The 17,892-nt window shown below is 56.2% G+C and carries 15 protein-coding genes; 9 read left to right on the forward strand and 6 right to left on the reverse strand.

Going from position 1 to position 17,892, the window contains the following annotated elements:
* Positions 1–90 precede the first annotated feature (90 nt).
* From M2Q46_RS07520 to M2Q46_RS07535, 4 genes are all read left to right on the forward strand, one after another.
* Entirely contained in the window at positions 91–807 is a 717-nt protein-coding gene (locus M2Q46_RS07520) for a hypothetical protein (RefSeq protein WP_302356970.1), read from the forward strand.
* A 107-nt stretch (positions 808–914) separates the two neighbouring features.
* A complete protein-coding gene (locus tag M2Q46_RS07525) occupies positions 915–1,967 on the forward strand; it encodes a hypothetical protein (protein ID WP_035272103.1) in 1,053 nt (350 codons plus the stop codon).
* Positions 1,968–2,051: 84 nt separating this feature from the next.
* Positions 2,052–2,504 carry a MarR family winged helix-turn-helix transcriptional regulator gene (locus tag M2Q46_RS07530; protein ID WP_302356972.1) on the forward strand — a complete coding sequence of 151 codons (453 nt, stop codon included), beginning with the start codon at positions 2,052–2,054 and terminating at the stop codon, positions 2,502–2,504.
* A 175-nt stretch (positions 2,505–2,679) separates the two neighbouring features.
* Positions 2,680–5,520, forward strand: a complete 2,841-nt coding sequence (locus M2Q46_RS07535) for a pitrilysin family protein (protein WP_251196855.1) — start codon at positions 2,680–2,682, stop codon at positions 5,518–5,520.
* A 115-nt stretch (positions 5,521–5,635) separates the two neighbouring features.
* Here the strand turns inward: M2Q46_RS07535 and dnaJ are convergent, their stop codons facing one another.
* The 5 genes from dnaJ to hrcA all read right to left on the reverse strand — a co-directional run bounded on the left by dnaJ (position 5,636) and on the right by hrcA (position 11,852).
* Entirely contained in the window at positions 5,636–6,769 is a 1,134-nt protein-coding gene (dnaJ, locus tag M2Q46_RS07540; protein ID WP_009459542.1) for a molecular chaperone DnaJ, read from the reverse strand.
* A gap of 102 nt (positions 6,770–6,871) precedes the next feature.
* Positions 6,872–8,797, reverse strand: a complete 1,926-nt coding sequence (gene dnaK, locus M2Q46_RS07545) for a molecular chaperone DnaK (protein WP_009459544.1) — start codon at positions 8,795–8,797, stop codon at positions 6,872–6,874.
* 185 nt (positions 8,798–8,982) lie between these two features.
* Complete coding sequence (grpE, locus tag M2Q46_RS07550) at positions 8,983–9,573, reverse strand: nucleotide exchange factor GrpE (RefSeq protein ID WP_009459546.1); 591 nt, start codon at positions 9,571–9,573, stop codon at positions 8,983–8,985.
* A gap of 116 nt (positions 9,574–9,689) precedes the next feature.
* Positions 9,690–10,775, reverse strand: coding sequence for a ferrochelatase (gene hemH, locus M2Q46_RS07555; RefSeq protein WP_035272097.1), 1,086 nt, complete (start codon positions 10,773–10,775; stop codon positions 9,690–9,692).
* Between the two features lie 63 nt (positions 10,776–10,838).
* Positions 10,839–11,852 carry a heat-inducible transcriptional repressor HrcA gene (gene hrcA, locus M2Q46_RS07560; RefSeq protein WP_009459549.1) on the reverse strand — a complete coding sequence of 338 codons (1,014 nt, stop codon included), beginning with the start codon at positions 11,850–11,852 and terminating at the stop codon, positions 10,839–10,841.
* A gap of 127 nt (positions 11,853–11,979) precedes the next feature.
* Between hrcA and M2Q46_RS07565 the strand changes: the two genes are divergently transcribed.
* Positions 11,980–12,879, forward strand: coding sequence for an NAD kinase (locus tag M2Q46_RS07565; RefSeq protein WP_009459550.1), 900 nt, complete (start codon positions 11,980–11,982; stop codon positions 12,877–12,879).
* A gap of 6 nt (positions 12,880–12,885) precedes the next feature.
* On the forward strand, positions 12,886–14,535 hold the full coding sequence (recN, locus tag M2Q46_RS07570) for a DNA repair protein RecN (protein ID WP_247966569.1): 1,650 nt from the start codon (positions 12,886–12,888) through the stop codon (positions 14,533–14,535).
* Between the two features lie 175 nt (positions 14,536–14,710).
* Here recN and fur read toward each other — a convergent pair whose 3' ends face one another.
* Positions 14,711–15,166 (reverse strand): ferric iron uptake transcriptional regulator, encoded by a 456-nt coding sequence (gene fur, locus M2Q46_RS07575; protein ID WP_035272094.1) that lies wholly within the window; start codon positions 15,164–15,166, stop codon positions 14,711–14,713.
* A 146-nt stretch (positions 15,167–15,312) separates the two neighbouring features.
* Between fur and M2Q46_RS07580 the strand changes: the two genes are divergently transcribed.
* From M2Q46_RS07580 to M2Q46_RS07590, 3 genes are all read left to right on the forward strand, one after another.
* Complete coding sequence (locus M2Q46_RS07580; RefSeq protein WP_257112179.1) at positions 15,313–15,780, forward strand: outer membrane protein assembly factor BamE; 468 nt, start codon at positions 15,313–15,315, stop codon at positions 15,778–15,780.
* A gap of 25 nt (positions 15,781–15,805) precedes the next feature.
* Entirely contained in the window at positions 15,806–16,597 is a 792-nt protein-coding gene (gene dapB / locus M2Q46_RS07585) for a 4-hydroxy-tetrahydrodipicolinate reductase (RefSeq protein WP_026483245.1), read from the forward strand.
* Between the two features lie 476 nt (positions 16,598–17,073).
* The gene (locus M2Q46_RS07590) at positions 17,074–17,892 is read left to right on the forward strand and encodes a sterol desaturase family protein (RefSeq protein ID WP_009459555.1); all 819 of its coding nucleotides are present in this window, start codon (positions 17,074–17,076) and stop codon (positions 17,890–17,892) included.

A 17,892-nucleotide genomic window follows, 5' to 3' on the forward strand; every position in this document is an offset into this window, starting at 1 on the left:
GGCGTACACCGCCCTATTCCTTAACCCCAGGATCTCCCTCAGTTCTGCTTGAAATGGCTGAGCAATCCTGATCACTAGATGGAGTAAGTCATGACTAGAAAGACACGTTTTGCATCCAGCGGGATCATGTTGCTCAGCCTGACAGCCAGCCTGTTTTCGCTGACCGCGCAGGCCCAAGTTCTAGAAAGCAGTCTGGGCAACTTGGGAAGGGCGGTTGACAATCTTCTTCCCCTTGAACTGGAACCGACAACAACACTACTGGGTCAGGGCCTGGACAACTCCGTTCTAGACTACGTCCAATTCGAGGTGACGTTTGAAGTTTTGCACAATCAACTTCATTCCTGGCTCAAGCCGGGGCAGGTGTTAAGCCCCGCGCTCCAGTTGGCACATGAATCACTCGACTCTCTGGGTGACACAGTGGCTGCTACCGATTTTCCCTTGCAAGCAGGACAGGCTGCATCGGGACTGCTTCATGGCGTAGGCGATGCCGTTCTCAGTACAGGCGGCCTGCTCTACGACGTCCCTAATGAACCTAATCCCCTGACGTCCATATTGGGACATGCAACCAACGGAATTGCTGCGGCTACAGACGCTTTACTTCAAGGGAATACTCTTTTGTCTCCCTTGCCAACCTTATCACCCGACTCGGCCCCACGAACAAGCCTGAATACGGGAACCACCGATGGTCTGCTTGCCCCCGTCACGAATGTCCTTGTCGGTCTTAATGGAAATGGAGACACCAGCAATGGCGGCCTTCTGGCCCCCGTAACAGGGCTGCTCGGTGGTTTGCTGGCCCCCCCTCGCTGAACAAGACGGGCGAATGGGGCCTGCACCGCCCTCTTCCTGAATCCCAGGACTTCTCGCATCGCTACCTGAAATGGCTAAGCAATCCTGAACACTAGATGGAGTAAGTCATGATTACAAAGATACGCTTTGCATCCAGCAGGATTATTTTGCTCGCTATTACGACCAGCCTGCTTTCGCTGTCAGCCCAGGCCGACATACTTAGCCCCCAAGCCCCTGAGTCTCCCGCACAATTGGAGATTAAGGAAAGTCTTATCACATTCAAAAGCTCAGCTAGTCAGCCCGGAGCATTCCAAAAAACTCTAGGCGATCTTGCACTGACAGCCGACCAGCTCACGTCTTTTAAAACATACTATTTGGCAACCCATGCCGGTGAGGTATTGGATGAAGGAAGCATATTTCTTAATATGACTGTCGACGACTTAAGGAGACTTCGTGTCCTTGACGCTTCCACCCGCATGCGCGACGCCCTAGATCTCGGCTATCTCATATTAGAAGGCGGCAATAAAATTGCTATCACTCTTGAGGAAGGGCTAGCAATTTTCTTGGACACAGTGGAAAGTGCTGACCTGACGCCCATTGTCCGTGAAGGCTTAATCGCCAACTTGCGCCGTATTGCTCACAGTGCGGGCATCCAATTCAATGGTCCCCTCGTTACCGCTCCCGCTCCTATGCCGAATCAAGCGACAGACGGAACCCATGGGAAAGCAATTTCCCCCATCCAGAATACGGATATTTTGATGCCTCTTCTTGGCTCATTGAGCCCCGGAAACAATGGCAACAGCGGATTATTACCCCCTCTCGCTAATGCAGTCGATGGCTTAGGTCATGGAGCCGAGAGCCACGATGCTTTATTGGCTCCCATTACAAACTTAGTAAGCGAGGTGAGCACTGGGTTGAACGGCGATGCTATAGCCAATAATGGCTTATTAAGCCCTGTCACTAGTAGCCTAGTCAGCAGTTTAAGTGGTGGCCTAGCTGGAGGCGAGACAGCAAACCGTGGACTCTTGACTCCGGTGACTAACTTGGCCGCCGGTTTGGTCGGCGGTTTGCAAGGTGGAGTAAGCCCGGAACAAGGGGCAAAAGGAGGCACCACCAATAACGGCCTGCTGACCCCTGTCACGGGCCTGGTCAGCGGACTGCTGGGCGGCCCACCCCGCTAAGGACTTGTATATATGTCCGATAAGCGGCCCCTTACCAAGAACTGGATTGCCCCCTATCCTCAAGAGGAGGTTTTGTCAGGGCATATGCGAGGCGACATTGTTCGCATGATGGTGCGTCAGTTCGATGTCTATATGGAAGCCAACAAGCACGAACTGGCACAAGAAGCGGGCCTGAGCCTGAACGAATACAAGGCACTGGAATTTGTACTGGAGCTTAAACACTTGTCGCCGGGCAGGCTGGCTCAGCTCCTGCACCTTAGCCCTAGTGGCAACCACGCCCTGATTACCCGGCTGGAGCACGCTGGTTATCTGACTCGCAAGCCACACCCTCGCGATGGACGCATGACTTGCCTCTACCCCAATCAGGAACGATGTAAACGCCTGATCGCCAATATGGAACACGCTGCGCAGCACATTATCAAGGCCACTGCTCAGCACAATCCGGGCCAACTGGCCGCCTTGCACGAGTTTTTGACCGGCAGCATCGGCCATCTCCGTCATGATGCGCTGCACAGACTCAAGCGCAAACCTGACTGAAGATCAGGGACCGGTTTCTTGCTGTTTTGCCCACCAGTACCCCTGGTGGGCTTTTTTTCGATGGTGCAGGACATTTGCAAGAGAAGTCGCCTACCCAGCCAAACGGCCCCATGCTACAAAAGACACTGGTCGGCTTGGCTGGCTTTTTCATCGCTAAAACCGTAAGGATGTGTTCATGAAACTCTCTGTACTGATTGCCGCCCTGCGCCTGCGCCATCTTGCAGGGGCTGCGCTGCTGTCCACTTCGCTGGCAGCCTATGCCCTACCCGCAGGTCTGGCCCAAGGCCCCTCTGTCGAAGGCGTCACTCAATACACGCTGGACAATGGCTTGCGCCTTGTTCTGGCCCCAGACGATTCCAAACCTACGACCACCGTCAACATGACCTACCTGGTCGGCTCGCGGCACGAGAACTATGGGCAAACCGGCATGGCTCACCTTCTGGAGCATATGCTGTTTCGCGGCACCCCCACCCTGCGCAATGCGCTGGGAGAATTTTCCAAACGTGGCCTGGAAGCCAACGGCACCACCTCCAGCGACCGTACCAATTACTTTGCCAGCTTCGCCGCTGATCCCGAGACCCTGAAATGGTATCTGGACTGGCAAGCCGACGTGATGGTCAACGCTTTGATCGACAAGCAGGATCTGGAAGCGGAAATGCCCGTGGTGCGCAATGAAATGGAAAGCGGTGAAAACAGCCCTTTCCGTGTTCTGATGCAAAAGCTGACAGCCGCTGCGTACCAATGGCATAGCTACGGCAAGACCACGATTGGCGCCCGCTCCGACGTCGAAAACGTGGATATTGAACAACTGCGCAAGTTCTACCACGACTACTATCAGCCCGATAATGCGGTGCTGTTTGTGACCGGGCAGTTCGACACCGATCAGACTCTGGAGCACATTGCCAAGGCCTTTGGCTCCATACCAAAACCGACTCGCACGCTGCGCCCCGAATACACGGTTGAACCCGTGCAAGACGGTACCCGCACAGTCACCTTGCGCCGTCACGGTGGTGCGCCCCTGATCATGTCGCTGTACCACCTGCCCAGCGCTGCCAGCCCGGAATACATGGACTTGAGCCTGGGCATCAGCGCCTTGGGCGACACCCCCAGCGGACAGTTGTACAAGAATCTGGTCAACAAGAACCTGGCCACCAGCGTATTCAGCTTTGATTCCGAAAGCCACGATCCAGGCTACGCCCTGTTTGGTGCGGAGCTGAAACCTGATATGGATCAGCAAAAGGCCTTGAAGGTCATGAATGACACGCTGGAAGGCCTGGCCAAATCCCCGTTGAAAGATACGGACCTGGAGCGCATCCGCAGCCAGTGGATGACGGGCTGGACACAAACTTATGCCAACCCCTCCAGTCTGGCCAGCGCGTTATCCGAAGCCGCGGCCAGCGGCGACTGGCGTTTGTTTTTCCTGCAGCGCGACCGGGTCGAAGCTGCCAAGCTGCCCCAAGTTCAAAAGGCGCTGGAAACCTGGCTGGTCGCCAGCAACCGCAGCAATGGCTTGTACATCCCCACAGAAAAACCGCTGCGAGCTCCTGAAGCCAGCACCGTTGATGTGGCCAAGCTGGTCCAGGACTACACCGGCAAGGATGGCGGCAAAACGGTAGAAGCCTTTGATCCTAGCCCTGCCAACATCATGGCTCGCACCGATCTGCAGCCCTTGTCCTTGGATAAGGATCTGGGCGAAGTGAAAATGGCCCTGCTGCCCAAGGGAACTCGTGCGGAACGCGTGGAGGCTCGCTTGTCCTTCAAGTTTGGTTCACCTGATCAGCTCAAGAACCAGACCGCTACCGCTGCAGCCGTCGCCAGCCTGCTGAGCACCGGCACCAAGAAACTGAACCGCGAACAGATTTCTGATCAGTTCACCGCCATGCAAACCCAGTTCAGCACCAGCGGCTCCAATGGTCGCTTGTACCTGAGCTTGTCCTCCAACCGCGAGAACCTGCCCAAAGCCATTGCTCTGGCGCTGGACGTGCTGCGCAATGCAAACTTCCCCGAGGACGAGCTGAAGAAATATCAGCAAGCCGTGGTCACCGATCTGAAATCGGCCAGCACTGAACCTGCTGCTTTGGCCAGCCAAGCGATTGAACGCTACACCAACCCATGGCCCAAAGACGATATCCGCTACACGCCCAGCTTTGAAGAAGGCATAGAGCGAGTCCAGGCGATTAACATCAAACAGGTGCGGGATTTCCATCAAAAATTCTACGGTACGGGTGATGTCGCCTTTAGTGCCGTGGGTGACTTTGACAAGGACGAGGTTCGCAAGGCGTTGGCCGATGGTTTGAAAGGCTGGCGCAAAGCCCCGACCTACCAGCGTCCGGACGATCCACTGCAGACCGTGGCTCCCAAGGTCTTTGACATCAACACGCCGGACAAGGCAAATGCTTTCTATCTGGCGGACCTGGGCCTGAAACTGCAAGACAGCGATGCGGACTTCCCGGCTGTCTATCTGGCCAACTATTTGCTGGGCCTGTCTGAAACCTCGCGCTTGTGGAACCGTGTGCGCGTAGAGGATGGCTTGTCCTACAACGTACGCAGCCAGGTGGATGCGTCCAGCTATGAACCCAAGGGTTCGTGGACGGTCTATGCCATTCACGCTCCCAGCAATAGCGATAAGTTGAGCAAGACTATCGACGAGGTCCTGGCCCAAACACTGAAAGATGGCTTTAGCGAGCAAGAGGTCAAGGAAGGTGTGAATGCCTTGCTGAACTACCGCCGCTTGTCGCGCAGCCAGGACACCGTGGTCAGCAGTGCGTGGTTGAATTACCTGGATCTGGGCCGCAGCTTTGAATGGTCCGAGAAAATGGACCAGGATCTGCAAAAGCTCAATGCGGAGCAAGTCAATGCGGTTTTGCGCAAATACCTGAAACCCAAGGAAATGGTCGTAGCGATTGCCGCTGACCATGAGCGTCAAAAGCAAGGTGCCGCCACGCCAGCACCTGAAACCGCAGAACAGGCTCCGGTGACAGCGCCGGCTCCAGAGCCACTGGATGCCCAACCTTGATCAAGCCAGCAACCCCGCTTGCCTGAACGTTGAGCAGGCGTAAAAAAGCCCGGTACAAAAGTACCGGGCTTTTTACTTTCTACTTGGCGACTCCTTGCTGGAGCCCTGCCAGGATTCAGGAGAAGAAACCCTTCACCTTGTCCGTCCAGGATTCGCTTTTTGGCGAGTGCTTGACGCCACCATCGCTCAAGGCCTGTTCAAACTGACGCAGCAATTTCTTTTGCTCTTCGTTCAGACGTACAGGTGTCTCGATTTGAATGTGGCAGTACAAGTCACCGGGGTAGCTGGAACGCAAACCCTTGATACCCTTGCCACGCAAGCGGAAGGTCTTGCCCACTTGGGTGCCTTCAGGGATGGTGATTTCGCCACGCCCTGTCAAGGTAGGCACTTCCACCGTTCCGCCCAAGGCCGCCGTGGTAAAGGGGATGGTCAGTTCGCAATGCAGGTCCTCGCCATCACGCTGGAAAATACCGTGCGGCTTGATGCGGATTTCCACATACAAGTCACCGGCAGGACCACCGTTAACGCCAGGCTCACCATTGCCACTGGAGCGGATGCGCATGCCATCATCAATACCGGCTGGAATCTTGACCTGCAAAGTCTTGGTCTTCTTGACCTTGCCTTCGCCGTGACACACCACGCAGGGATCAGGAATTTCCTTGCCGCTACCGTGACAGGTCGGGCAGGTTTGCTGCATGCTGAAAATGCCCTGCTGCATACGGACCGCGCCACTACCTTGGCAAGTGCGACAAGTCTGTGCAGAGGTACCGGGCTTGGCACCCGAACCCGAGCAGGTTTCGCAGTTTTCCCAGCTTGGTACACGAATTTCAGTATCAAAACCGGCTGCTGCCTGCTCCAGGCTGATATCCAGCGAATAGCGCAAGTCCGCGCCACGGTAAACCTGAGGGCCACCGCCACGACGTCCGCCGCCACCACCAAAGATTTCGCCAAATATATCGCCAAAGGCGTCTGCAAATCCGGCCCCGCCCATGCCGCCACCCATACCGCCCATGCCGGCATTGGGATCGACTCCGGCATGACCATAGCGGTCATAGGCTTCGCGTTTCTGTTCGTCGGACAGGATCTCGTACGCTTCCTTGGCTTCCTTGAACTTTTCCTCGGCGTCCTTGCTATCCGGATTACGGTCAGGGTGGAACTTCATGGCCAGCTTGCGATACGCCTTGCGGATTTCATCCTGCGTCGCATTTTTGGCCACACCGAGAATTTCGTATAAATCGCGTTTTGCCATGTTTGATTAACGACGTCCAAACGCCGCTGTTTGAATAATAATGCCCGATCTCCAGCGTATGCCGCCAAAGATCGGGCCAGGGAACCTTATTCAGGCTCGCAATTACTGATCGCGTTTGACTTCTTTAAAGTCAGCGTCGACCACGTTCTCGTCGGCGGGCTGCTGGGCTGTGCCTTCAGCACCTTCTTGTGCTGCGGCTTGAGCCTGCATGTCGGCGTACATCTTCTCGCCCAGTTTCTGCGAGGCCACACCCAGTGCTTCCACCTTGGCGTCGATGGCTTCCTTATCGCCTTCTTTCAGAGTTTCCTCCAGATCAGCGATGGCCTTTTCGATGGCTTCTTTCTCTGCCGCTTCCAGCTTGTCGCCGTAGTCCGTCATGGACTTGCGGGTGGAGTGAATCAAAGCCTCGGCCTGGTTGCGTGCAACAGCCAGCTCAGCGATGCGGTGGTCTTCTGCTGCGTTGACCTCGGCATCTTTCACCATGCGCTCGATCTCCTCGTCGGACAAACCGGAGTTTGCCTTGATGGTGATCTTGTTCTCTTTGCCTGTGCCCTTGTCTTTGGCGGACACGTGCAAGATACCGTTGGCGTCGATGTCGAAGGTCACTTCAATCTGTGGCAGGCCACGTGCTGCTGGTGGAATGCCTTCCAGATTGAACTCGCCCAGAGCCTTGTTACCGGCAGCGATTTCACGCTCGCCCTGGAACACCTTGATGGTCACAGCAGGCTGGTTATCGTCAGCCGTGGAGAACACTTGCGAGTGACGCGTAGGAATCGTGGTGTTCTTCTGGATCATCTTGGTCATGACGCCACCCAGGGTTTCAATACCCAGGGACAGAGGAGTCACGTCCAGCAGCAAGACGTCGGTACGATCGCCGGACAACACGGAACCTTGAATGGCTGCACCAGCGGCAACAGCTTCGTCAGGGTTGATGTCTTTACGTGGGTCACGGCCAAAGAACTCTTTAACGCGCTCTTGCACCTTGGGCATACGGCTCATGCCGCCGACCAGGATCACGTCGTCGATTTCCGAAACCTTCACGCCCGCATCCTTGATGGCAACACGGCAAGGCTCGATCGTGCGTTCGATCAGGTCCTCGACCAGCGCTTCCAGCTTGGAGCGAGTGATCTTCAGGTTCAAGTGCTTGGGACCGGAAGCATCTGCCGTGATGTAAGGCAGGTTGATTTCGGTCTGCTGCGTGGACGACAGCTCGATCTTGGCTTTTTCAGCGGACTCTTTCAGGCGCTGCAAGGCCAGCACATCCTTGGACAGATCAACGCCGCTTTCTTTCTTGAACTCGTCGATGATGTAGTCGATGATGCGCTTGTCAAAGTCTTCACCGCCCAGGAAGGTGTCACCGTTGGTGGAGAGCACTTCAAATTGCTTCTCACCGTCGATGTCGGCGATTTCGATGATGGACACGTCAAACGTACCGCCACCCAAGTCGTACACAGCGATCTTGCGATCACCCTTGTCAGCCTTGTCCAGACCGAAAGCCAAAGCTGCGGCGGTAGGCTCGTTAATGATGCGCTTGACTTCCAGACCGGCAATGCGGCCTGCGTCCTTGGTTGCCTGACGCTGGCTGTCGTTAAAGTAAGCAGGCACGGTAATCACGGCCTCGGTTACTTCTTCGCCCAGGTAGTCTTCGGCGGTTTTCTTCATTTTGCGCAAGATGTCGGCGGACACTTGCTGAGGTGCCATCTTCTTGCCTTGAGCTTCCACCCACGCGTCGCCGTTGTCGGCGGCAGTGATGGTGTAAGGCACGTGCTCGATGTCTGTCTGAACTGCCTTTTCAGTGAACTTACGACCGATCAAGCGCTTGACAGCGAAGATAGTGTTGGTGGGGTTGGTGACCGCCTGGCGTTTGGCAGGAGCGCCAACCAGGATTTCGCCATCCTGCATGTAAGCCACGATGGAAGGGGTCGTACGACCGCCTTCGGCATTTTCGATAATACGAACCTGGTCGCCATCCAACACCGATACACAGCTATTGGTGGTTCCAAGGTCAATACCAATGATTTTGCCCATGATTTTTTACCTGACTAAAAGATTGATTGCGAAAGCAAATTATTTGATGAAATGCATATGGGGAACTCTGCGTGCATTTCAAGAGCAATGGCCTTATTTTTTTACTGTGCAAGCGGCTGATCCGAAAAAGCAGTCAAAAACGCCTTGATTCCGGACAGCCTGCGCGCACAGACAGGCTGGCTCTATTACTTGGGGGCCGACACCATCACCAAGGCGGGACGCAGCACGCGATCCGAAATGGTGTAGCCCTTTTGCAGCAACTGAGCCACTGCGCCTTCTTCAAACTCCGAAGGCACGGCCGAAATGGCTTGGTGCAGGTGCGGATCAAACTTGTCACCGGCTTGTGGAGCCACTTCTTTCAGGTTGTTGCGCTCAAAAGCCTTGTTCAGTTGACGCAAGGTAGTTTCCACGCCTTCTTTCCAGGCGTCCGTGCTTTGCTCGGTCTGGGCCAGAGCCGCTTCCAGGCTGTCACGCACGGGAATCAGGCTTTCAGCAAAGGACTCGGTGCCGAACTTGCGGGCTTTAGAGACATCATCCTCCGCACGGCGGCGAATGTTTTCCACTTCGGCCTTGGCACGCAGCAGCTGGTCGTAGTACTGCGACACTTTTTCCTGGGCCTGAGCCAACTCGGTGGCCAGATCAGCCGAACTTTCTTCGGGCTGCTGAGCCAAAATCTCTGGCTGCTCGTGCTCGGGGGTGCCCTGTTGTGCCTGTTCAGGCGTGTTTTCCGTCACTTCCCCGTCCAGAGGCTTATTGGGATCGGCATGTGTAGCCATTCGATGTATCTCCACTACAGAATTCGTTGATCGCATAAAAATGGGGGCATCTGCCCCCAGTTCAAGACCCGCCCGCATATTTTGCTGGCCAGCCCCTTGGAAAACGTCCAATACCGCTATCCGGCTGGCACCAGACGGCTGGGCAACCAGCCTCCCAGATGCTGCACGGCCAGCCGACCCAAGCCCTCAATCCATTGCGGATCGTCATTCAGGCAAGGTATGTAATGGAATTCGCGGCCACCTTCTTCCAGGAAAGCGTCGCGGCATTCCACCTGGATTTCTTCCAGCGTCTCCAGACAATCGGCCAGAAAACCGGGGCAGACGGCATCCACACGCCCCACGCCCTGCTTGCCCCATTCGCGCAAGGTGGGCTCGGTATAGGGTTCCAGCCAGCGCTGCGCACCAAAGCGACTTTGAAATGCCATATGCACTTCTACAGCAGGCTCATCCAGCGCCGCACGCAAGGCATCCGCCGTTTCACGGCAGTCACGGTAATAAGGGTCGCCCAGCTCCACGCAGCGGCGCGGCAAGCCGTGAAAGCTCAATAGCAGACGCTCTGGCTTGCCATGTTCATCCCAGTAGCGGCGTATCTGTGCCGCCAGCGGGCCAATGTAGTCCGGGTGCGTATGGTAACGCTTGAGGAAGCGCAGCTCAGGTTGATTGCGCTGTTTTCCAAGGTGCTCTGCCACGCAATCCACCGCCGTAGCCGTGGTGCTGGCTGCATACTGCGGATACAGGGGCAAGCTCAAGATTCGCTCGCAGCCCGCTGCTTTCAATTTATCCAGACCACTGGCAATGGACGGGTTGCCATAACGCATACCCAGCTCCACCTTCACATCATGGCCTTGCGATTGCAGCAGCTCTTGCAGGCCATCGGCCTGTGCCTGGCTGTAGACCAGCAAGGGCGCGCCTTGTGGCAACCAGATATCCTTGTAGCGCGGTGCCAGCTTGCTGGGGCGGCGAGGCAAGATGAACAGACGCAGAATAATCTGCCAGAGCGGCTGAGGGATTTCAATGACACGGGGATCTGACAGGAATTCACCCAGGTAGCGGCGAATGGACGCAGCATCGGGCTGGTCCGGCGTGCCCAGATTGACCAGCAAGATACCGATGGGCCCGGCCTCGCGTACCGGAGCCTGATCATTGAACATATCGGCGTCCTGAGCTTCGGGCAAATAAGGAGAAGCAAACAACTTGGGCATGATGATTAGTACGTTAGACAGCCAGATGGCCCTCAGCCCAACAGCAGGCCGAAGGTCCATCCCTTAACTGGCAGAGTGATGGCTCAAGGCATTGGACAATAGCCGGGCCGTAATGTCCACTATAGGAATCACACGATCATACGCCATCCGCGATGGCCCGATCACACCCAGCGTCCCCACGACCTTGCCATCCACGCCATACGGCGCGGTAATGACGGACACATCATCCAAAGGTAAAAGCTGCGAATCCCCACCGATATAAATTTGCACGCCATCGGCCTGACTGGAGACATCGAGCAAGTGCAGCAGATCGGTTTTCTTCTCGAACAAGGAAAACAGACGGCGCAAACGGTCCATGTCCGCCACCATCTCGGTCACGTTCAACAGCTTGCTTTCACCGGCGATGACCACAGCCTCTTCGCTATCGGGCTGATGGCTGCCCACATCCACCGCCTGTTGCATCAGACGCGAAATGTCCGCCTGCAAGGAGCTGAGTTCCTGCGACAAGGCCAGCTTGACCGACTCGAAGGACATGCCCGAGAAATGCTGATTGAAAAAGTTGCTGGCCTCGACCAGCTCCTGCTCCAGATAGTCGCGCGGGACAAACAGGATGCGGTTTTGCACATCACCATCCGGCGTGACGATAATCAGCAACACCCGTTTGTCAGACAGGCGAATAAATTCAATTTGCCTGAAGGTCTGGGCTTTTTTCGGCGCCAGCACCACACCGGCAAACTGCGACAGATTCGACAGCAAGGAAGCGGCAGAACTGACCGCCCGGTTGGGCTCGTCAAAAGGCAGGTACTGGCTAAGGTTGCGTGCATCGGGCCGCTCGAAACGCTCGGCAGCCAGGAGGCGATCCACAAACAGGCGATAGCCTTTGGGCGTAGGAATGCGCCCCGCCGAGGTGTGGGGGCTATGAATCAGGCCCAGGCCTTCCAGCTCGGCCATCACATTACGAATCGTAGCCGGGGAAAAATCAAAAATGGTCGATAAGGTACGGGACCCTACCGGCTGACCATCGGCGATGTAACGCTCGATCAGCACCTTCAACAAGGCATTTGCTCTGTCATCCATGTCGCGTACGTCACTTAAAAACACCAGCTCTGCATGATAAAGGGGAGAATCTTACAGCCAAGCCTAGAGTGGCAACTCTATAATCCACTGATCGCCATTATTTCATCAATCATAAGGTTTTCGCCCCATGCATTTCAAAACGGTTGCCATTGTTGGCAGATACCAGGACTCCGGCTTGGATGCGCCCATCCGATCGCTGGCTAAAACCCTGGTCAACACTGGTTGCTCGGTGCTGCTTGAGGCCACAACCGCCCAGAATGCCGGTATTACCGAATTCCCCATCGGCGATTATGCCCAAATTGGCGAGCGCGCCGATCTGGCTATCGTGATGGGCGGGGATGGCACCATGATAGGCGCTGCGCGCGAATTAGCCCACAGCAAGGTTCCCCTGATCGGGATCAACCACGGCCGCCTGGGCTTCATTACCGACATTCCCCTGGATGACGCCAACGACGCCTTGCTGCGCGTGCTGAAAGGCGAATACGACATTGAAGAGCGCTCCATGCTGGAAGGCCGCGTGGTGCGTGACGGGCAAGTGCTGTATTCGGGCGTGGCCCTGAACGATGTGGTCATCAACCGTGCCGGGCGCGGCGGCATGATCGAGCTGCGTGTCGAGCTTGACGGCGTATTCATGTACCGCCAGCGCTCCGACGGCCTGATCATCTCCACCCCCACGGGCTCCACGGCCTATGCGCTGGCGGCCAGTGGTCCCTTGCTGCACCCTTCCCTGAAGGCATTTTTGCTGGTCCCCGTTGCTCCGCAAACCCTGTCGCACCGCCCTATCGTGCTACCCGACACAGGCACCCTGAACTTGACCATTACGGCCCTGGGCCGGGTGGAATCGGGTGGCAGCGTGCACTTTGACATGCAAACCTGGTCGGACTGTCAGCAGGGAGACCGCATTGACGTGCGTCGCTCCCAGGACACCATTCGCTTTATCCATCCCAAGGGCTACAGCTTTTTTTCCACCCTGCGTCAGAAGCTGGGCTGGAATCACATCCCTTTGCCTAACGACGAAAACGAATAAACCCCTATGCTCCGTACCCTGCACGTTCGAGACTTTGTGATCGTGGATCAAGCCACGATTGATTTCGACTCCGGCTTCACGGTTTTTTCCGGAGAGACCGGCGCTGGTAAATCCATTCTGATTGACGCGCTCTCCCTGGTGCTGGGGGCACGCGGCGATGCCAAAGCCATCCGCGAGGGCTGTCCGCGCACTGAAGTCAGCGCGCACTTCGATTGTGAACAAGACATTCAAAGCTGGCTGCGCGAGCGTGACTTCGATGTCGCGGACGAGTTGATCTTGCGTCGACTGATCGACCAGCAAGGTCGCAACCGCAGCTACATCAATGGCAGCGCTGCAACCCTGACTCAGTTGCGCGAACTGGGTGAATTGCTGGTGGATATTCACGGTCAGCACGCTCATCAAAGCCTGATGAACCCTCAAAGCCAATACGATCTGCTCGACAGCCAAGGCGGCCATTTACCCCTGGCGCGCCAAGTGGCGCAGTCCTGGCAGCAATTGAGCCAGGCACGCAAAGCCGTCGAACAGGCCAGTCAAAGTGCTGAGCAGGGCAAACGAGAGCAGGAGCGTCTGGAGTGGCAGATCAACGAGCTGTCCAGCCTGAATCTGCGTGCTGGTGAATGGGACCAGTTGCAACAAGAACACACCCGCCTGTCCCATGCCCAGGCCTTGATTGACGGCAGTGCCTTGGCCCTGACAGCTCTGGATGGCGAGGAAACCTCGGTACAGCAACTGCTGGGCAAAGCAAGCCACGAAATGAGCGCCCTGCTGCGCCATGACCCAGGCCTGCAAGCGATTGTGGATGCCTTGGAGTCGGCACAAATTGCCGTCACCGAAGCAGCTTCGGACTTGAACAGTTATCTAAGCGATATGGAGCTGGACCCCGAGCGTCTGGCGCAGGCAGAAGAACGGGTTTCTGCCATTTTCAGTGCCGCACGCAAGCTGAAAGTGGAGCCCGAAGAACTGCCCAGCCTGCTGGAAACCTGGCAGGAACAGCTGGCACAGCTGCAACAGTCTTTTGATCTGGAAGCCTTGCAAGCCAAGGCTCAGCAGGCTGAAAAACAGTACCAGGAGCTAAGTAGCAAGCTAAGTGCCGCAAGACGCAAAACCAGTGTGCAACTGAGCAAACAAGTCAGCCAGGCGATGCAGTCCATGGCCATGCAAGGCGGTCGCTTCGAGGTCGCCCTGACCGCTTGCACACCTCAGGTTCACGGCGCAGAGCAGGTAGAGTTTCTGGTGGCTGGTCACGAAGGGGTAACACCACGTCCGCTGGCCAAGGTGGCCTCGGGTGGTGAGCTGGCCCGAATTTCCCTGGCACTGTCTGTTATCGCCAGCCAGGCAGCCCGCGTGCCTACCTTGATTTTTGACGAGGTGGATACGGGTGTCGGTGGCGCGGTGGCCGAAGTGGTGGGACGCTTGCTGCAAGAGTTGGGGGCACGTCATCAGGTCTTGTGTGTGACCCACCTGCCCCAAGTGGCCGCCTGCGGCAACCATCATTTGAAGGTCGAGAAAACGACCGAGCAAGGTCAGACCTTTTCCTCTATCCGTCCTTTGACGCAAGACGAACGCGTGGACGAAATCGCCCGCATGCTGGGTGGTCTGGAAATTACACAAACAACGCGTGAACATGCGCGGGAAATGCTGGCACGTCAGCGTTAAGCAATTTTGAAACGCAAGCTAAACCACCAGCGCCGAGGCAGCTGGTGGTTTTTTTGTATCCAATCGTGAGGCCCTGTGATCCGGATCTGATTGTTCTTTGAATTTTCAGGATGCCGCCCTGGCTATCCTGCCCCCAATCATCAGATCCCGCACCGACGGAACCTCTACAAAGGGATTAACTGCGCAAGGTAGGCTTGGCCTGCTTGCCTGCTTCCGAGCACTTGGGGCAAATGCCGTACAGCAGCATGGTATGGCTCTCCAGCACAAAACCGTGGTCTTTGGCGACCTGGTGCTGGCGGGCTTCGATATTGCTGTCGGTAAACTCTTCCACAACGCCACAATTGGTGCAGATCAGGTGATCGTGGTGATCGCCATCATTCAGTTCAAAGACGGCTTTGCCGCCGTCAAACTGGCTGCGCACCAAAATGCCGGCTTGCTCGAACTGGGTCAACACACGGTAGACCGTGGCCAAACCAATATCGACTTCTTCGGCAATAAGCAGGCGGTATACGTCTTCAGCGCTCAGGTGGCGTTGACCGTCCTGGTCGGAGCGGCGAAAAATATCCAGAATCTTCAGGCGCGGAAAAGTCGCCTTAAGCCCCATGTTCTTCAGTTCATTTTGATCGTTCATGGCTAAATTATCGCATCTTGATGGGGATGGATCTCAAGTCCGTCCTGGTTGAAAACCAGCTCGTCTTGAGGCGGTTCAATGCGCAATTCATGCGCTTTTTCCTAAACCCTTATATGATAACGATTTTATTCCTACTGGGGCATTTCGTGCAGAAGAAGGCCAATTCATTCACTCCTGTCATCCGCGCCATACTCGCAGCCAGCCTGGCTGCCGCCGCCCTGAGCGCCTGCGGATCCTCTAAATGGGGCTTCCCATACCGCGCCGACATTCAGCAGGGGAACTGGATCACTGCCGAGCAAGTGGCCCGCCTGCAATCGGGGATGACACGCGAACAGGTGCGTTACCTGCTGGGTTCGCCCACCTTGCAGGACATTTTCCACGCCGACCGTTGGGACTACCCTTACCTGAACAAGCCTGGCTACGGCAAGAGCGAGCAGCGCACCTTTACCGTCTGGTTTGAAGGCGACACTCTGGTTCGCTGGGAAGGCGACGAGCAACCTGACCGCCAGCCCTTCGAGCGCAGCGACACAGGCAAGAAACACACCCTGCCCCCCGCTGACGCCGACCAAGCCGCCCCAACACCCAGCGTGAGCGGCAACCAGCCCACGCTTTAAGCTTTACGTTAAGGACACTGGATACATGCGCATTGCCATTGCTGGCGCAGACGGCCGTATGGGCCGTATGCTGATTGAAGCTGTTTTGAACAGTACCGACCTGACACTGGCCGCGGCCTTGGACCACAGCGGCTCCAAAGCCATTGGTCAGGACGCAGGAGCCTTTCTGGGTAAAGACACAGGTATCAAAGTCACGGACGACCTGAACGCCCTGGCCCAGGCAGATTGCCTGATCGACTTCACCCGCCCTGAAGGCACCATGGCCCATCTGGATGCCTGCATGCAGCACGGCACCCGTCTGGTCATTGGCACTACCGGTTTTTCCGAAGCAGAGAAACAACAGATTCTGGCGGCTGGTCGCGAGATTGCCATTGTCTTCGCCCCGAACATGAGCGTAGGCGTCAATGCCACCCTGAAGTTGATTGAAATGGCGGCTGCCTTGCTGAACCAGGGCTACGACGCCGAGGTGTTTGAGGCCCACCACCGCAACAAGGTGGATGCGCCATCGGGGACAGCTCTAGCTATGGGCGAAGCCATTGCCAAAACCTGGGGTGAATCCCTGAACGATGTAGCCGACTGGGCCCGTCACGGCCACACCGGTGCCCGTCAGGATGGCCGCATTGGTTTCTCCGTCGTCCGTGGTGGCGACATTGTGGGCGACCACACCGTGTTTTTCTGCGGCGAAGGCGAGCGCATCGAAATCTCGCACCGCTCCAGCAGCCGTGCTGGCTATGCCAACGGCAGCCTGCGTGCAGCCCGTTTCCTGGGCGATAAAAACACTGGCCTGTACAACATGCAAGACGTGCTGGGCCTGTAAGCTCCTGACTTGCAAACCCTCTGATCAAAAGCCGGCTTTCGAGCCGGCTTTTTTTATCTCCGCTTAACAGAGCCTCCTCCTGTTGGCTACTTTCCGAAAGTGGCCACGCTGGATTGATCTGAGCAGCACCTATCCCTTTGCCTTTGCCTTTGTCCCTACTCTTTACCTTGCTTTGTCCTTCACTCGTCCTTTCCTCTCCTGCTCCAGCCTTGATCCAGTGTGTCCCGTCTTGTCCCTTCCCAACTCGCCTCATCACAAAAAAAGCAGCTCCAAGTTCGCCAGTAAAACGGCAAAACCAGCCCTGAACCCAGCCTGAAAAACTGCTCCACCAAACGCTGTGGCGGGTTCTCCCCTTAAGTCGCCCCCTTGTCACATTCCCTCCCCCCTGTTTTCCCTGCTTGACGCAGAAAAAAATATCACTAATATGTTAGTTGGATATTTAAAGAATAAACCTTTTCCCGCAGGAGACAACCGACATGATGAGCGAACGCCAACGCAAGTTCCGAGAGGACTACAAATCCAACATCAGCCCCGCCTACAACGGCATTGTTCACGTGGTAGTGACCTACATCGTGGGCTTGGCAGCGATTTACTACAGCATCACCCAGCTAGGCCCGGTAGGTTGGGAATGGCTGATTGTGATCCCCGTTTTTCTGGCGGGTAATTTTGTTGAATGGGCCATGCACCGTTATGTGATGCACCGACGCATCAACATCATTGGATTGCGGGAAATCTACGAACGCCACACCCGCCAGCACCACCAGTACTTCACCGACAACGAAGCCACGATTGATTCCAGCAAGGAGTTCCGGATTGTGTTTTTCCCCTGGCGCGTTCTGGCCACGTTGGGGGTAGGCGGCGGGATTCTGGGCTGGCTGGCCGCAACCATCATCAACCCCAATGCAGGCTATTTTGTATTCATGACCATGGTGGCGCAGTACCTGGTGTACGAGGCCTTTCACTACTGCTGTCATGTGCATGAGAACAGCTTTGTACGCAATATGCCCTTCATCAACACCATTCGCCGCCACCATACCGCCCACCACAATCAGGGCATCATGATGAAGTACAACATGAACCTGACGTTCCCGATCGCAGACTGGGCCATGGGCACTACGGATCTGCGTCGCGGTCTGCTTGGCCACCTGTTCAATGGCTATAGCGAAAAGCACGTCAAGGAAGAGCTCAAGCCCATTATTCGCCGTTTCCGTTTTGAAGATACCGGCGACACCACGGACGGCCCGGCCTTGAAAAAAGAAGAGGCCCACGCCCTGGAGCGTGGCCTGGCCAGCTAA

The sequence above is a fragment of the Alcaligenes sp. YSL9 genome, assembly GCF_030515105.1.
Classification (GTDB): domain Bacteria; phylum Pseudomonadota; class Gammaproteobacteria; order Burkholderiales; family Burkholderiaceae_B; genus Alcaligenes; species Alcaligenes phenolicus.

Excerpts from the sequence above, each read along its gene's own strand:
- M2Q46_RS07520 (WP_302356970.1), top strand. The coding sequence starts at position 91 with ATGACTAGAAAGACACGTTTTGCATCCAGCGGGATCATGTTGCTCAGC.
- M2Q46_RS07525 (WP_035272103.1), top strand. The coding sequence starts at position 915 with ATGATTACAAAGATACGCTTTGCATCCAGCAGGATTATTTTGCTCGCT.
- M2Q46_RS07530 (WP_302356972.1), top strand. The coding sequence starts at position 2,052 with ATGCGAGGCGACATTGTTCGCATGATGGTGCGTCAGTTCGATGTCTAT.
- M2Q46_RS07535 (WP_251196855.1), top strand. The coding sequence starts at position 2,680 with ATGAAACTCTCTGTACTGATTGCCGCCCTGCGCCTGCGCCATCTTGCA.
- dnaJ (WP_009459542.1), bottom strand. The coding sequence starts at position 6,769 with ATGGCAAAACGCGATTTATACGAAATTCTCGGTGTGGCCAAAAATGCG.
- dnaK (WP_009459544.1), bottom strand. The coding sequence starts at position 8,797 with ATGGGCAAAATCATTGGTATTGACCTTGGAACCACCAATAGCTGTGTA.
- grpE (WP_009459546.1), bottom strand. The coding sequence starts at position 9,573 with ATGGCTACACATGCCGATCCCAATAAGCCTCTGGACGGGGAAGTGACG.
- hemH (WP_035272097.1), bottom strand. The coding sequence starts at position 10,775 with ATGCCCAAGTTGTTTGCTTCTCCTTATTTGCCCGAAGCTCAGGACGCC.
- hrcA (WP_009459549.1), bottom strand. The coding sequence starts at position 11,852 with ATGGATGACAGAGCAAATGCCTTGTTGAAGGTGCTGATCGAGCGTTAC.
- M2Q46_RS07565 (WP_009459550.1), top strand. The coding sequence starts at position 11,980 with ATGCATTTCAAAACGGTTGCCATTGTTGGCAGATACCAGGACTCCGGC.
- recN (WP_247966569.1), top strand. The coding sequence starts at position 12,886 with ATGCTCCGTACCCTGCACGTTCGAGACTTTGTGATCGTGGATCAAGCC.
- fur (WP_035272094.1), bottom strand. The coding sequence starts at position 15,166 with ATGAACGATCAAAATGAACTGAAGAACATGGGGCTTAAGGCGACTTTT.
- dapB (WP_026483245.1), top strand. The coding sequence starts at position 15,806 with ATGCGCATTGCCATTGCTGGCGCAGACGGCCGTATGGGCCGTATGCTG.
- M2Q46_RS07590 (WP_009459555.1), top strand. The coding sequence starts at position 17,074 with ATGATGAGCGAACGCCAACGCAAGTTCCGAGAGGACTACAAATCCAAC.